Annotated in this window: 11 protein-coding genes; 1 reads left to right on the forward strand and 10 read right to left on the reverse strand. The window is 73.1% G+C overall.

The window, feature by feature from the left end; genetic code table 11:
- Positions 1–31: 31 nt before the first annotated feature.
- From O7612_RS19620 to O7612_RS19660, 9 genes are all read right to left on the reverse strand, one after another.
- Positions 32–541, reverse strand: coding sequence for an arginine repressor (locus O7612_RS19620; RefSeq protein ID WP_282266324.1), 510 nt, complete (start codon positions 539–541; stop codon positions 32–34).
- A complete protein-coding gene (argF, locus tag O7612_RS19625) occupies positions 538–1,467 on the reverse strand; it encodes an ornithine carbamoyltransferase (RefSeq protein ID WP_282266325.1) in 930 nt (309 codons plus the stop codon). The genes O7612_RS19620 and argF overlap by 4 nt, the downstream gene beginning before the upstream one ends.
- Positions 1,464–2,786 carry an acetylornithine transaminase gene (locus O7612_RS19630; RefSeq protein WP_282266326.1) on the reverse strand — a complete coding sequence of 441 codons (1,323 nt, stop codon included), beginning with the start codon at positions 2,784–2,786 and terminating at the stop codon, positions 1,464–1,466. Before O7612_RS19630 ends, argF begins: the two co-directional genes overlap by 4 nt.
- Positions 2,783–3,709 (reverse strand): acetylglutamate kinase, encoded by a 927-nt coding sequence (argB, locus tag O7612_RS19635; protein ID WP_282266328.1) that lies wholly within the window; start codon positions 3,707–3,709, stop codon positions 2,783–2,785. The genes O7612_RS19630 and argB overlap by 4 nt, the downstream gene beginning before the upstream one ends.
- On the reverse strand, positions 3,706–4,878 hold the full coding sequence (gene argJ, locus O7612_RS19640) for a bifunctional glutamate N-acetyltransferase/amino-acid acetyltransferase ArgJ (RefSeq protein ID WP_282266330.1): 1,173 nt from the start codon (positions 4,876–4,878) through the stop codon (positions 3,706–3,708). The genes argB and argJ overlap by 4 nt, the downstream gene beginning before the upstream one ends.
- Positions 4,875–5,876, reverse strand: a complete 1,002-nt coding sequence (gene argC, locus O7612_RS19645) for an N-acetyl-gamma-glutamyl-phosphate reductase (protein WP_282266332.1) — start codon at positions 5,874–5,876, stop codon at positions 4,875–4,877. The genes argJ and argC overlap by 4 nt, the downstream gene beginning before the upstream one ends.
- A gap of 180 nt (positions 5,877–6,056) precedes the next feature.
- Positions 6,057–6,875, reverse strand: coding sequence for a hypothetical protein (locus O7612_RS19650; RefSeq protein WP_282266333.1), 819 nt, complete (start codon positions 6,873–6,875; stop codon positions 6,057–6,059).
- Positions 6,872–9,034, reverse strand: a complete 2,163-nt coding sequence (locus O7612_RS19655) for a hypothetical protein (protein WP_282266334.1) — start codon at positions 9,032–9,034, stop codon at positions 6,872–6,874. Before O7612_RS19655 ends, O7612_RS19650 begins: the two co-directional genes overlap by 4 nt.
- A gap of 134 nt (positions 9,035–9,168) precedes the next feature.
- Positions 9,169–9,963, reverse strand: a complete 795-nt coding sequence (locus tag O7612_RS19660) for a hypothetical protein (protein ID WP_282266336.1) — start codon at positions 9,961–9,963, stop codon at positions 9,169–9,171.
- A 172-nt stretch (positions 9,964–10,135) separates the two neighbouring features.
- Between O7612_RS19660 and O7612_RS19665 the strand changes: the two genes are divergently transcribed.
- Positions 10,136–11,008, forward strand: coding sequence for a Crp/Fnr family transcriptional regulator (locus tag O7612_RS19665; protein WP_282266337.1), 873 nt, complete (start codon positions 10,136–10,138; stop codon positions 11,006–11,008).
- A 55-nt stretch (positions 11,009–11,063) separates the two neighbouring features.
- On the opposite strand, the gene pheT is transcribed toward O7612_RS19665, so the two are convergent.
- Positions 11,064–13,610 carry a phenylalanine--tRNA ligase subunit beta gene (pheT, locus tag O7612_RS19670; protein ID WP_282266339.1) on the reverse strand — a complete coding sequence of 849 codons (2,547 nt, stop codon included), beginning with the start codon at positions 13,608–13,610 and terminating at the stop codon, positions 11,064–11,066.
- Positions 13,611–13,634: the final 24 nt, after the last annotated feature.

Raw genomic sequence — 13,634 nt, forward strand, 5'->3', positions numbered from 1 at the left:
CCGTTGCTCGTGCCCACCGTGGCCCGTCGGCTCACGGGGTGTTGCCGTCCCCGCTGTCCTCGCGCCGGGCCCAGCCGGCGAGCTTCTCGCCGAGCACCGCCCCGCCGTCGGTCTCCCGGGCCACCACGAGGATGGTGTCGTCGCCGGCGATGGTGCCGACGATCTCGGTCAGCCCCGCCCGGTCCAACGCGCTGGCCAGGTAGTGCGCCGCGCCCGGCGGGGTGCGCAGGACGGCGATGTTGCCGCTGGAGTCGACCCCGTTGAGCAGTTCCCGCAGCAGCCGGACCAGCCGGGCCGGGGCCGCCTCGGCGTCCCGCAGCGGCCGGTGGCCGTCCTCCGGGATCAGGTAACCGGCCCGCCCGTCGCCACCCCGGGCCTTCACCGCGCCCAACTCCTCCAGATCACGGGAGAGGGTCGCCTGGGTGACCTGCACCCCGGCGGCGGCGAGCAGGTCGGCCAGCTCGGTCTGGGAGCGGATCGACCTGGTCCGGATCAACTCGACGATGCGGGCGTGCCGGGCGGCGCGGGTCGGAGCGGTCATGACGAGGATGCCTCCAGGAGAAAGGTCAGCAGCGCCTTCTGGGCGTGCAGCCGATTCTCCGCCTGGTCGAAGACCACGCTGTACGGGCCGTCTAGCACCTCGCCGGTGATCTCCTCGCCCCGGTGCGCGGGCAGGCAGTGCAGCACCTTGACGTCCGGCCCGGCGTGGGCGAGCAACGCGTCGTTGACCTGGTACGGCAGGAACGGCGTGATCCGGTCCAGCCCGTCCTCCTCCTGACCCATCGAGGTCCAGGTGTCGGTGGCCACCACGTCGGCGCCCCGGACCGCCTCGACCGGGTCGACGAGCGCCCGCACCGAGCCACCGGTGCCGGCGGCGATCTTTTCGGCCCGGTCCAGCACCCCGGGATCGGGCTGGAACCCGGCCGGTCCGGCGACCCGGACGTGCATCCCGGCGGTCGCCCCGGCCAGCAGGTACGAATGGGACAGGTTGTTCGCCGCGTCCCCCACGTACGCCAGGGTCCGCCCGGCGGTGCCGCCGCAGTGCTCGCGGACGGTGAGCAGGTCGGCGAGGAGCTGGCACGGGTGGTAGCCGTCGGTGAGCGCGTTGACCACCGGCACGGTGGCGTGCGCGGCGACCTCGGCGATCCGGTCGTCGCCGTGGGTCCGCAGCACGATGGCGGCGACGTAGCGGGACAGCACCCGGCCCGCGTCGGCGAGCGTCTCGCCCCGGCCGAAGTGGGTGACCTGGGTGTCCACCACGAGGGGGTGGCCGCCGAGTTCGGCGATGCCGGCGTCGAAGGAGATCCGGGTCCGCAGGCTCTGCTTGTCGAACAGGACCGCCACCGCACGCGGCCCGGCCAGCGGGGTGTAGCCGAACCGGTCGGCCTTCATCCGCGCGGCCAGGTCGAGCACCGCCAACTGCTCGGCCGGGGTGAGGTCGTCGTCGGCCAGAAGGTGCCGGATCATGCGTGGGTCTCCGTCGGGCTAGAGGGGCTGGCGGGCGGGATCGTGGCGGGTGCCGGCACGGACCGGTGCCCACCGGCGGCGGAGATGTCGCGAGCGGCCGGGTTGTCGGGGGCGGCCGGGTCGTCGGGGGCGGGGGTGGCCGGGTTGTCGGGGGCGGCCGGGGCGTCGAGGGCGGCGGGAAGGGCGGCCAGGAAGGCGTCGACCTGCCCGGCGGTGAGGATCAGCGGCGGGGCGAGCCGGATCACCCCCGGCTGGACCGGGTTGACCAGGAAACCCGCCGCCCGCAGCGCCTCGGCCACCGGGCCGGCGACCGGGGCGGCGAGCACGACGCCCAGCAGCAGTCCGGCACCGCGTACCTCGGCGACGAGTGGATGGCCCAGCGCCTCGATCCCCCGCCGTAGCCGTTCCCCGATCCGCTTCACGTGGTCGAGCAGCCCCTCGCTGGCGATGGTGGAGATCACCGCGAGGGCGGCGGCGCAGCTCACCGGATTGCCGCCGAAGGTGGTGCCGTGCGAACCCGCGCGGAGCAGCTCGGCGGCCCGACCGAAGGCCAGGCAGGCGCCGATGGGCAGCCCACCGCCGAGCCCCTTGGCCAGGGTGACCACGTCCGGTTCGACGCCGTCGGCCTGGTGGGCGAACCAGTAGCCGGTACGACCCATCCCGGTCTGCACCTCGTCGAGCACCAGCAGCGCGCCGTGCCGGGTGGTGATCCGCCGGGCCTCGGCCAGATAGCCGGGCGGCGGCACCACCACCCCGTTCTCACCCTGCACCGGCTCCAGGACCACCATCGCGGTCGCGTCGGTGACAGCCGCCGCCAGTGCCGCCACGTCGCCGTACGGCACATGGTCGACGTCGCCGGGCAGCGGGCGGAACGGGTCGGCCTTGGCCGGCTGGCCGGTGAGGGCCAGCGCCCCCATGGTCCGGCCGTGGAAACCCCCGGCGGTGGCCACCACGTGCGACCGGCCGGTGAGCCGGGACAGCTTGAACGCCGTCTCGTTGGCCTCCGCGCCGGAGTTGGTGAACAGCACCCGGCCGGTCCGGCCCGCCAACGCCAGCAGCAGCTCGGCCAGGGCCACCGGGGGCTCGGCGACGAACAGGTTGGACACGTGGCCGAGGGTGGCGACCTGGGTCGAGACGGCGGCCACCACCGCCGGGTGGGCGTGCCCGAGGGAGTTGACCGCGATGCCGCCGAGCAGGTCGACGTACTCCCGGCCGGCCTCGTCGACGACGACCGCGCCGGAGCCGGAGACCAGCGCCAGCGGCGGCGTGCCGTAGTTGTCCATCATGGACTGGCGCCAGCGTTCCACCAGCGTGCTCATGAGCCGACCGTGCCTTCCTCGTTGGTGGGTGCGGCCGGGGTGTCGACGACCATCGTGCCGAACCCCTCGGAGGTGAAGACCTCCAGCAGCGTGGAGTGGGCGACCCGGCCGTCGACGACGTGCGCGGCGGGCACTCCCCCGCGCACCGCCCGCAGGCAGGCCTCCATCTTGGGCACCATCCCCGCCTCCAGGGACGGCAGCAGCGTCGCCAGCGCCTCGGTGCCGATCTCACTGATCAGGCTGGTGGTGTCCGGCCAGTCGGCGTACAGGCCGGCGACGTCGGTGAGGACGACCAGCTTGCGGGCCTGAAGGGCGATCGCCAGCGCGGCGGCGGCGGTGTCGGCGTTGAGGTTGTGCAACACCCCGTCGGCGTCCGGCGCGACGGTCGAGATGACCGGGATCCGGCCGGCGGCGATCAGGTCGGTCACCGCCGAGACGTCCACCGACTCCACGTCGCCGACCTGCCCGACGTCGACCGCCTCGCCGTCGACCCAGGCGGGCCGCCGCACGGCGGTGAACAGGCCGGCGTCCTCGCCGGACAGGCCGACGGCGAACGGGCCGTGCGCGTTGATCAGGCCGACCAGTTCCCGGCCGACCTGGCCGACCAGCACCATCCGGACGACGTCCATCGACTCCGGGGTGGTGACCCGCAGGCCGCCCTTGAACTCGCTGGCGATGCCGAGCCGACCCAGCATCGCGGAGATCTGCGGGCCGCCGCCGTGCACCACGACCGGTTTGAGGCCGGCGTACCGGAGGAACACCATGTCGGCGGCGAAGGCCCGTTGCAGGGTCGGGTCGACCATCGCGTTGCCGCCGTACTTGACCACCACGGTCGCGCCGGAGAACCGGGCCAGCCAGGGCAGCGCCTCGATCAGCGTCTCGGCCTTGGCCTGCGCGCGGGAGAGGTCCGCGGAGAGGTTCATGTGGAGTACGCCGAGTTCTCGTGCACGTACGCGTGGGACAGGTCGTTGGTCCAGATCGTGGCCGTCGCCGGCCCGGCGTGCAGGTCGATCCGGATGGTGACGTTCCGCCCGGTCAGGTCGACCTTGGCCCGGTCCTCGGCGGCGGCACCGGCGCGGCACACCCAGATCCCGTTGACCGCGACGTCCACCGCGTCCGGGTCGAACGCGGCGGCGGTGGTGCCGACGGCGGCGAGGATCCGACCCCAGTTCGGGTCGTTGCCGAACAACGCGGTCTTGACCAGGTTGTTGCGGGCCACCGAACGGCCCACCTCGACCGCGTCGTCCTCGTCGGCGGCACCGACCACCTCGATGGCCACCTCCTTGGTGGCGCCCTCGGCGTCGGACACCAACTGCTGCGCCAGGTCGTGACAGGCGGCGGTGACGGCGGCGGTCAGCTCGGCCCCGTCGGGCTCCACCCCGGACGCCCCGCTGGACAGCAGCAGCACCGTGTCGTTGGTGGACATGCAGCCGTCGGAGTCCACCCGGTCGAAGGTGACCCGGGTGGCCGCCCGCAGCGCCGCGTCCAGCAACTCCGGCCCGGCCACCGCGTCGGTGGTCAGCACGCAGAGCATGGTGGCCATCCCGGGGGCCAGCATGCCGGCCCCCTTGGCCATCCCGCCCACCGTCCAGCCGGTCCCCCGGGCGACGGTGGTCTTCGGCCGGGTGTCCGTGGTCATGATCGCCTCGGCGGCGGCCGGGCCACCGTCGCGGGCCAGCGCCCGGATCGCGGTACGCACCCCCGGCAGCAGCTTGTCCATCGGCAGCCGCTCGCCGATCAGCCCGGTCGAGCAGATTGCCACGTCACCGGCACCGAGCCGCAGTCGGGGGCTGGACGCGGTGAGCGCGGCGGCGGTGTGCTCGGCGGTGGCGTGGGTGTCCTGGAAACCGGCCGGGCCGGTGCAGGCGTTCGCGCCGCCCGAGTTGAGCACCACCGCGCGGACCACACCGCCCCGGACGACCTGCTGCGTCCAGCGCACCGGCGCGGCCTTGACTCGGTTGGTGGTGAACACGCCGGCTACCCCGGCATCCGGACCGTCGTTGACGACCAGGGCGACGTCGGTGGCCCCGCCGCTCTTCAACCCGGCCGCGACGCCGGCCGCACGGAAGCCCCGAGGGGCGGTGACACTCATGGTGTTACTCCAAAGAGGGGCAGGCCGGTGGTTTCGGGCAGGCCGAACATCAGGTTGGCGTTCTGTACCGCCTGGCCGGCGGCGCCCTTGCCGAGGTTGTCGATGGCGCTGACCACGATCACCCGGCCGGAGTCGACGTCGACGGCGGCCTGGAGGTGGCAGGAGTTCGCCCCGGCGGTGGCGGCGGTGTGCGGCCACGCCCCCTCGGGCAGCAGGTGCACGAACGGCGTCTCGGCGTACGCGGCGGCCAGCACCGCGCGCGGGTCGGCGTCGCCGGTCGGCGCGGCGGTGACGGTGGCGAGGATGCCGCGCGGCATCGGGGCGAGCACCGGGGTCAGCGACAGGCCGGTCGCCCCGGTGGCCTGCTTGATCTCCGGGACGTGCTGGTGGGCACCGACCTTGTAGGGCGACAGGTCCCCCATCACCTCGCTGCCGAGCAGGTGCGCCTTGGCGGCCCGCCCGGCCCCGGAGGTGCCGGACGCGGCGACCACTACCACGTCGGCGGGTGAGACCGCACCGGCGGCGATCAGCGGTGCCAGGGCCAGGGTGACGGCGACGGCGTAACAGCCGGTGTTGGCGACCCGGGTCGCCCCGGCGATCGCGGCCCGCTGGCCGGGCAGCTCCGGCAGGCCGTACGTCCAGGCCCCGGCGTGCGGGCCGCCGTAGTAGCGGGACCAGGCGTCGGCGTCGCGCAGCCGGTGGTCGGCACCGAGGTCGACCACCCGCACCGACTCCGGCAGCTCGGCGGCGAGCGCCGCCGACTCACCGTGCGGCAGGGCCAGGAAAACCAGGTCCGCGTCGGCCAGGGTGGCCGCGTCCGTCGCCGCGAACACCAGGTCCAGCCCCGCGAGCTGCGGGTGTACGGCGGTGACCGGCGCACCGGCCTGGCGGTGCGCGGTGGCGGCGACCAGGTCGAATTCGGGGTGACCGGCGATCAGACGCAGCAGCTCGCCCCCGGCGTAGCCGCTCGCTCCGGCGACCGCAGTTCGGATACCCATTCCAACCTCCGCATGACTATGCAGAGAAGGCTAGCCGCCACCTGAGCAAGATGCAACTTCATACATTACTCCGCATGGAAATGACATCGAGGAACCAATCCCGCTGGGGTAGCAGGTCGCTGGGCGGGGTGGAGTGCCTTCCGGAGGCCGGGCCGCCTCCGGAAGGCACTCCCGTCCCTCTCACCGCGGGGCGAGCCCGTGCTCGCGTTCATAGGCACGCAACGCGACATCCCATGCCTCGGTGTACTCCGACGGACCCAGGTTGAGGTCGTGATGCCCCCGGACCGCCTCCCGGAGCAGAGTGACCAGCTCCGGTACCGTTCCCCGGCGCTCATCGACATAGCGGCGGAAGACCTCGGCGAACTGCTCCCCGGTCAACCGGGCCGCGTGCGCGGTCACCGGATCGGCCTCCAACGCCTGGAGCACCGCGCACCACCGGCGGGTCAGGTCGTCGACGTTCCGGGTCCGGATCTTCTGCAGCTCATGGTCGCACTCCAGCCTGATCCGCTCCTGCCAGTACGGCCGCAGTTGGTCCCTCACCCGCTCATCGGGACTGATCCGCACATAGGCGCTGAACTGGGGCAACGACTCGTCCGCCGGCCACCGCTGGCCGGCGAGCCGTTGGTTGAGAACCCGCTCCAGCTCATGCGACCGATGCGGCTCGAACTCCCTCGACACGTCGATGATCCGTTCCCGGACAATGCCACCGGCCCAGTCGAGGTACCGCTCGGCGCGGTACTTCAGCTCCTCGAACGTCATGCGCCGACCGGTCCAGAGATACACCGGGTGGACCCGGAAGTCGAAGGCGTCCCCCTTGGCCGGCACCAGCAGGGGTTGTGGGACGTCCTGCCGATACGACACCGAGACGGGTGCCGGGGGTGGTTGGGGTGACACCACCACGACCGGCTCTGGGAAGCCGAAGAAGGTGCGCCACCAGGAGCGCCGCTGCGGCGGTACCCGGCTCGGGCTGCCGGAGGTGGTGGTGGAGTGCGCATTCATCCGTGATCCTCGTCAGTGAGTCGGTGTACGGCGGCGAGCAGGGTGTTATGGGGCATCAGCTGCCCCCAGACGTGGTGCAGCTGGTGGTCCAGCCGATGCCGCAGGGGCGCTCGGCCCGCGACCACCAAACCCAGCATCTCCAGGCAATGGGCGGCGACCTCGGCGTGCCCGTCGGCGCGGCTCAGCCAGAAGCCGAGCGTGCGCCACGAGCGGTAGGCGGTCGTGGGCAGACTGAGCGCGTTCGCCCAGCAGGCAGCCAGATCGGTCATCGACACGGTGCCGGCCTGCGCCAGATCGAGCAGTTCCGGCCAGTGTTCCCGGGGGGCCGGTGCCCACCGGTCGGCGAGCACCCGCAACGCCCGTCCGGCGTGCAGCCACACCTCCGGATCCTCCGACCGGGTCCACTCCGCGAGGGCTGGCAGCACGGTCGCCTGGTGACCGGCCGAGTGCACCTCGACCAGGCCACGCACCACCGAGTGGTGCCAGCGTTGCATGCGTACCTGAGCGATCTGACGCAGATGCAGCAGCGCGGTGTCGGGCCAGAGCCGCGCGAGCCCCAGTGCGTACGCTCGGGCGACCGTGTCCCGCCGGTGGGCCGGCCCGTCGGACGCCCACCGGTCCAGCTCCGCGCGTACCCGCTGCCGCAGCTCCGGTTGCATGGCCATGGCCACCAACGCGACGGCGGCAGCCTGTCGGACGCCCGCACGACGCTCCCGGGCCAGGTCGTCCACCGTCTTCAGGGCTGCCCGCACCCCGTGCCGGGCAGACCATCCGACCGCTCCCGCAGCAGCCTCCCGGACCCCCGGTGACCCCGTGCGCACCAGAGTGGCGAGCCAACCGAGCAGATGCTCCGGAAGCCACCAGTTCGACCAGGCGACCTCGAGGAGAGTCGTCCGCAACTGGTCGTTGCCGGGCGAGAACTCGATGCGTCGGCCGCTGCCGATCCGGTCGTCGTCGACCAGGACGACGGCCTGCCGTAGCACCGGACCAAGCAGCAGGTCGACCGCCCCGCCCAACAACCCCACCGACGCCGGAGCAGCCACGTCGTCACTGCCGGGCATCGGTCCGACGAGCAGTCGTCCGGCCGCCGCCTGGACCTCCACCACGGACTGTCCTGCCAGCACCGCGCAGGACAGTCGGAACGCGCGTCGGTGATCGGCGTCCCACCGCGACGCCCCCTCGCCGCCGTCGTCCTCGACAGCGAACACCCCTCGGGCGCGTTGCCGCAACTGTCGTGGGAGCAGCCGCTCCAGCCGCTCGGTGAGGTCAACGCCACGGGGCGGTGCCTGGGCGATCAGCTCTGCCAGTCGGACGACCTCACCGGCGCGCGGGCCACCGGACAGGTGAGCCGCGAGCAGCGGATGCGGGACGCACTCCTCCTCGACGTACACGTCGACACAGTCACCGGTGCAGACATCGACGCACCAGCCGACGCACTGTCCGCGGAGCAGCCGGCGCAGCTGCGCCCGGAACACCTCCACCGAGGGGGCCGGGCGGTGGGGAACCAGGTGACCGGCGAACTCCTGCTCCCGGTGCGCGAAGTCACCGACAAGCACCAGGCTGCTCCCGGTGGCCTCCAGCCTCGCCGCCAGGCCCACCAGCGTCATACCGTCCAACTCCCGGACCGCCTCGTCGCCGAGGGCCAGCGTGTAGCCGTGGCCGGGCCGAACGGGCACGTCGGTGCCCAACAGGTCCGACAGGTGCTCCGCGTCGAGCACGCCGACCCGGTCGTAGCCATAACGGCGGGCCGAGGCCAGGCAAGCTGCAGTGTGTCGACCCGTACCGTCGACGCCGGTCAGGCAGACCAGGTGACGTAGCTTGAGCTGCCGGTCGAGCCACTGGTCGCTTGGCGCGGGAGCATAGCCGTCAGCCAACTGCCGCACCCAGGTGCCGCTAAGCGTCTCGGACCAGCTCCGGCCGCCCGTCGCCACGGTCGCCGTGGTGATGTTCACGGTGCCGATCGCCGTCGCTCCCGGGCCGGTCGCGTTCTGCCCCCGTACCCGTACGTCGCCGACGCCGATGCTCGACGGGGCACCGAGCAGTGCGGTGAGGCGGGCGAGGACGGCCACCGGGTCCGGTGCCTCGTCCTGCTCGTCCCCCGGGTCGGGTGCCTCGTCCTGCTCGTCGTCCGGGGAGGGCCGTGGAACAGGTGCATCCATCGCTGCGGATCGCCCGGCCTCGCCTGCGTCCGACCGCCGCTCGTCGTCACCGGGGAGGTCCGCTGCCGCGTCGACGGCACGTCGCTGCTCCACGTCGCCCGGGTCCGCCGCGCTCCACGAATCCGACGTCCTGCTCATTGACCACCGCCGTCGCCGCCGACCACGGCGTCACGGCCGATCGATCCGATGACCGTGGCGTTCGGTCCGATGGCGTTCTGCCCCTGGACCCAGACGTCGCCGGTGCGGATGTTGGACCCGACCGGGGCGGCCGTACCCCCGATGCCCGGACGGGCTGGCGGCGGTCCCCCCGGCGGAGCGGTCGCTCCCGGCGGTTCCCACGACGACAGGTCCTCGTCGACCACGGAGAGCCAGGCCGGCTCGCGGAACTCCTTTTCCGGGTGCTCGACCTCGATCCGGCAGAACCGCTCCGGTCGCATCTCCTCCGGATACTCGCAGACCACGTCGCGGTACATCTCGGTAGAGACCACCAGGGCGACACCCGCGTCGGGAAACGCGGCCAGCGCCTGGCGTACCGGCCGCGCGTCGCAGAGCCGGCAGACGTGCACGACCGCGTGGCCTGGGAAACCGTTCGCGCCGTCCAGGTGTACCAGACCCTGGTGCACGGCCATCCGTAGCCGGATCTGCGCCGGTGCGGTGCGGCTGCTGTTGAACGTGCGCAGCCGCCGGTTCAGCTCCGGCACGAACCGGCCGATGACCCGGGACTCCGGCACGTCGCGGGGCAGGATCGCCAGCTCGCCGTCGCCGGCCTGCTGGGTGGTCCAGGCGACCCGGTCCAGCCCTACGTCGGTCGCCGCCGCGTGCAGGAGCGTGTGGAAGTTCTGCTGTGCCTCGTACTGCTGAAGATTGCTGCGCCGGCTGTACCGTTCCATGTCCACAGAGATCAGCAGACGCCGTTCGGGATGTCGCATCGGGCACACCCTTCGTCGTCAGCCCGCTCGGCGAGCGAGCACCATCGCACACATCGAAACCGCGTCGCCGGACACAGACCCCCCAGAAATACGGCATCGCCGGGACTGTCGAGATCCGGTCATCCCATCGTGGACAGGTGTCGTGCTAGTCCAGGCCGATTTTGCTACCAGCATGTGGACGAACCTGATCGAACTGCTCCTGGCGCTCGGGCTCTCCCCGCCCATGGTCCTGACCCTGGTGGTGGTCGAGATCCTCACGGCCCGCAGCGGGGCGGTGCGACGCGTGTCGACCCGGATACGCTTCGGCACCTCTCGTCTGTTGAGGAGGATGCTGATGCGGCGCCCCCACGCCCCCACCGACGGCGACTGGCCGTACGGAACCTTCCTGCAACGGCTCGACCCAACTGTTCGGGCGACGTTGCTGGCCAACGGGGTCCGCCGGCAGGTGCCCGCCGGGCAGATCCTCATCCACCAGGGCCGCCACGAGGCGCACCTGGTGCTGTTGGAGGACGGTCTGACAAAGGTCACGGCATCCCTGCCCGACGGCCGGACCGCCCTGCTCGCGTTGCGGATCGGCGGTGACCTTGTGGGCGAGATGTCGGCGCTCAACAACCGTCCCCGGTCGGCGACGGTGACCACCTGCGGCCCCACCAGATATAGCGTCATCCAGCCCGACAGGTTCAAGACCTTTCTGCGCGACCATCCGGACGCCGCCCTCGAACTGGCCGCTATGGTCTCCGGCAGGCTGCGCTGGTCCAACCGCCGCCGGATCGACTTCTCCTCGTACCCGGTGAAGATCCGGGTGGCCCGGGTGGTGGCCGAGCTGTGCCGCTCACACGGCCGGCAGGACCGCGAGGCGGTGGTCATCGACGTCCGGCTGACCCAGCCCGAACTCGCCACCATCTGCGGCGCGGCCGAGACCTCGATCCAGAAGGCGCTACGAGAGCTGCGCGTCGACGGGCTGGTGGAGACCGACTACCGACGCATCACGGTCCGCGACCTCGCCGCGCTGCGGGAGTGCGGCGGGATCACCGACGACGCGTGAACGCGACGGCCCCGACCCGGTGACCGGATCGGGGCCGTCGTCAGGCCGGTGCGCCTCAGGCGCCGCGCAGGGTCGCCCCGAACCGCGCGGCGGCGACGGCCACGGCGGCGTCCCGCGCGGCCACCGCCTCCTCCACGGTCAGCGTCCGGTCGGGTGCCCGGAAGGTGAGCTTGTACGCCAGCGACCGGCGGCCCGCGCCGAGCGACTCCGAGGCGTACACGTCGAAGAGCCGGACATGCTCCAGCAGCTCACCGGCCCCCTCGACCAGCGCGGCGCGGACGTCGGCGGCCGGCACCGTGTCGTCCAGCACCAGCGCCACGTCGATCAGCGCCGGGGGAAACCCGGACACCGTAGGCGCGGACGCCACCGGGGCGGCCGGCAGGGCGTCCAGGTCCAGCTCCATGGCGCTGGTCCGGCGGGGCAGTTCCAGCGCCGCCACCACCGTCGGGTGCAGCTCACCGGCGTGGCCCACCACCACCCCGTCGACCACCAGCGCGGCACAGCGACCGGGGTGCCAGGGGGCCTGCTCGGCGGCCCGTACCTCGATCCGCTCGGCCGGCAGGTCGGCGGCGGCCAGCACGGCCCGCCCGGCCTCCACCGCGTCGGCCCACCCGGCGGCGCGGCCCGCGCCCCACCAGCCGGCCGGCTCGACGTCCCCGGTGAGCACCACCGCGACGTGCCGGGGCTGGGCGGGCACCACCGCGTCGGCGGCGGCGAACTCGGCGTCGGTGGGACGCCGGTCCACCCCCATGGCCGGTGGGGTGCCCACGCCCGGACGCGGCTGGAACACCGCGCCGATCTCGTAGAGCGCCAGGTCGCGGTGACCCCGACCCAGGTTGCGCTTGAGGATGCCCAGCAGTGGGCCGAGCAGCGTGGTGCGCAGCAGCGGCTCCTCCTCGGACAGCGGGTTGGCCAGCCGCACCGCCGGCCGGCGCGGGTCGTCGGCCGGCAGCCCGAGCTGGTCGGCCAGCTCCGGGGCCACGAACGGCAGGCCCAGCACCTCGACGTAGCCGCGTTCGGCCAGCGAGCGGGCCACCGCCCGGCGGCGGCGCTGCTGCCAGGTCAGGCCCCGGCCGGGTGGCGCGGTGGGCAGCACCGACGGCACCCGGTCGTACCCGTCGAGGCGGACCACCTCCTCGACCAGGTCGGCCGGGTCGGTGAGGTCGGGCCGCCAGGTCGGCGGGGTGACGGTGAGCACCTCGCCGGTGCCGGCGGTCGTGCCCACCGCCCCCGGGTCCTCGGCCAGCCGGTCGCCGCCCCGGCTCACCGTGCAGCCCACCTGCTCCAGCAGGTCGACCACCCGCTGCGGGGGGTAGGCCACCCCGACCCGGCGCGACGGCAGGTCGACCGGGAGGACGACCGGGCGCACCGGCCGGACGTGGTCGAGGTCGAGGATCTCCGCGCCGGCCTCGCCACCGCCGTGCGCGGTGAGCAGCTCGACGGCGCGCTGGAGGGCCACCAGCGGCAGCGCCGGGTCGACACCCCGCTCCCACCGCTTGGCCGCCTCGCTGAACAGCCGGTGCCGGCGGGCGGTACGACCGACCATCACCGGATCCCAGTGGGCGGCCTCCAGCAGCACGTTGGTGGTGCCGCCGACCACCTCGCTGGTCTCGCCGCCCATCACCGCGGCCAGCGAGACCGGCCCGGTGTCGTCGCAGATCACCATGTCCTCGACGGTCAGCGAACGGACCACCCCGTCCAGGGTGGTGACCTTCTCCCCCGCCTCGGCCCGGCGCACCACCAGCGGGCCGGTGATCCGGTCGGCGTCGAAGGCGTGCATCGGCTGTCCCAGTTCGAGCATCACGTAGTTGGTGACGTCGACCGCCAGCGAGATGCTGCGCACCCCGGCCACGGTCAGCCGCTGCCGCATCCAGCCCGGGGTGGCCGCCGTCGGGTCGACACCCCGGACCATCCGGGCGGTGAACCGGTCGCAGCCCACCGTGTCGCGCAGCTGCACCGGGTACGCCGGCTCGGCCGTCCCGGCCGGCGCGGGCACCCGGCCCGGGTCACGGAAGGGCAGGCCCAGCGCGTACGCCAGCTCCCGGGCGATGCCCCGCACGCTCAGCGCGTACCCCCGGTCGGGGGTGATCTCCAGCTCGACCACGACGTCGTCGAGCCCCACCACCGGCCGGGCGTCGTCACCGGGCCGGGCCGGGGTGTCGGGCGGCAGCACGATGATGCCGGCGTGGTCGTCGCCGAGGCCCAGCTCCTGCGCGGAGCAGATCATGCCGGCCGACATCCGGCCGTACGTCTTGCGCGCGCCGATGGTGAAGTTCCCGGGCAGCACCCCGCCGGGCAGGATCACCACGACCCGGTCGCCGGGGGCGAAGTTGCGCGCCCCGCAGACGATCTCCTGCGGCTCGCCGGTGCCGTTGGCGGTGCCGACGTCGACCAGGCAGTGCCGGATCGGCTTCTTGAAACCGGTCAGCTCCTCGATCTCGCGGACCTCGCCGACGACCAGCGGACCGGTGACCGTCCCGCGCAGGTCCACCACGGACTCGACCTCGATGCCGAGGTCCACCAGGGCCTGCTCCAGGTCCTCGGTGGGCAGGTCGACGGGGAGGTCGACGTGCTCCCGCAGCCAACTGACAGAAATTCGCATGACTCAGACCACCGTCTCCGTGAC

This window comes from Micromonospora sp. WMMD987 (assembly GCF_029581435.1).
Classification (GTDB): Bacteria; Actinomycetota; Actinomycetes; order Mycobacteriales; family Micromonosporaceae; genus Micromonospora; species Micromonospora rifamycinica.

Coding starts and splice junctions, on each gene's coding strand:
- argJ (WP_282266330.1), bottom strand. CDS start 4,878: ATGAGTGTCACCGCCCCTCGGGGCTTCCGTGCGGCCGGCGTCGCGGCC.
- argB (WP_282266328.1), bottom strand. CDS start 3,709: ATGAACCTCTCCGCGGACCTCTCCCGCGCGCAGGCCAAGGCCGAGACG.
- argC (WP_282266332.1), bottom strand. CDS start 5,876: ATGGGTATCCGAACTGCGGTCGCCGGAGCGAGCGGCTACGCCGGGGGC.
- O7612_RS19620 (WP_282266324.1), bottom strand. CDS start 541: ATGACCGCTCCGACCCGCGCCGCCCGGCACGCCCGCATCGTCGAGTTG.
- O7612_RS19665 (WP_282266337.1), top strand. CDS start 10,136: ATGTGGACGAACCTGATCGAACTGCTCCTGGCGCTCGGGCTCTCCCCG.
- O7612_RS19650 (WP_282266333.1), bottom strand. CDS start 6,875: ATGAATGCGCACTCCACCACCACCTCCGGCAGCCCGAGCCGGGTACCG.
- O7612_RS19655 (WP_282266334.1), bottom strand. CDS start 9,034: ATGGATGCACCTGTTCCACGGCCCTCCCCGGACGACGAGCAGGACGAG.
- pheT (WP_282266339.1), bottom strand. CDS start 13,610: ATGCGAATTTCTGTCAGTTGGCTGCGGGAGCACGTCGACCTCCCCGTC.
- argF (WP_282266325.1), bottom strand. CDS start 1,467: ATGATCCGGCACCTTCTGGCCGACGACGACCTCACCCCGGCCGAGCAG.
- O7612_RS19660 (WP_282266336.1), bottom strand. CDS start 9,963: ATGCGACATCCCGAACGGCGTCTGCTGATCTCTGTGGACATGGAACGG.
- O7612_RS19630 (WP_282266326.1), bottom strand. CDS start 2,786: ATGAGCACGCTGGTGGAACGCTGGCGCCAGTCCATGATGGACAACTAC.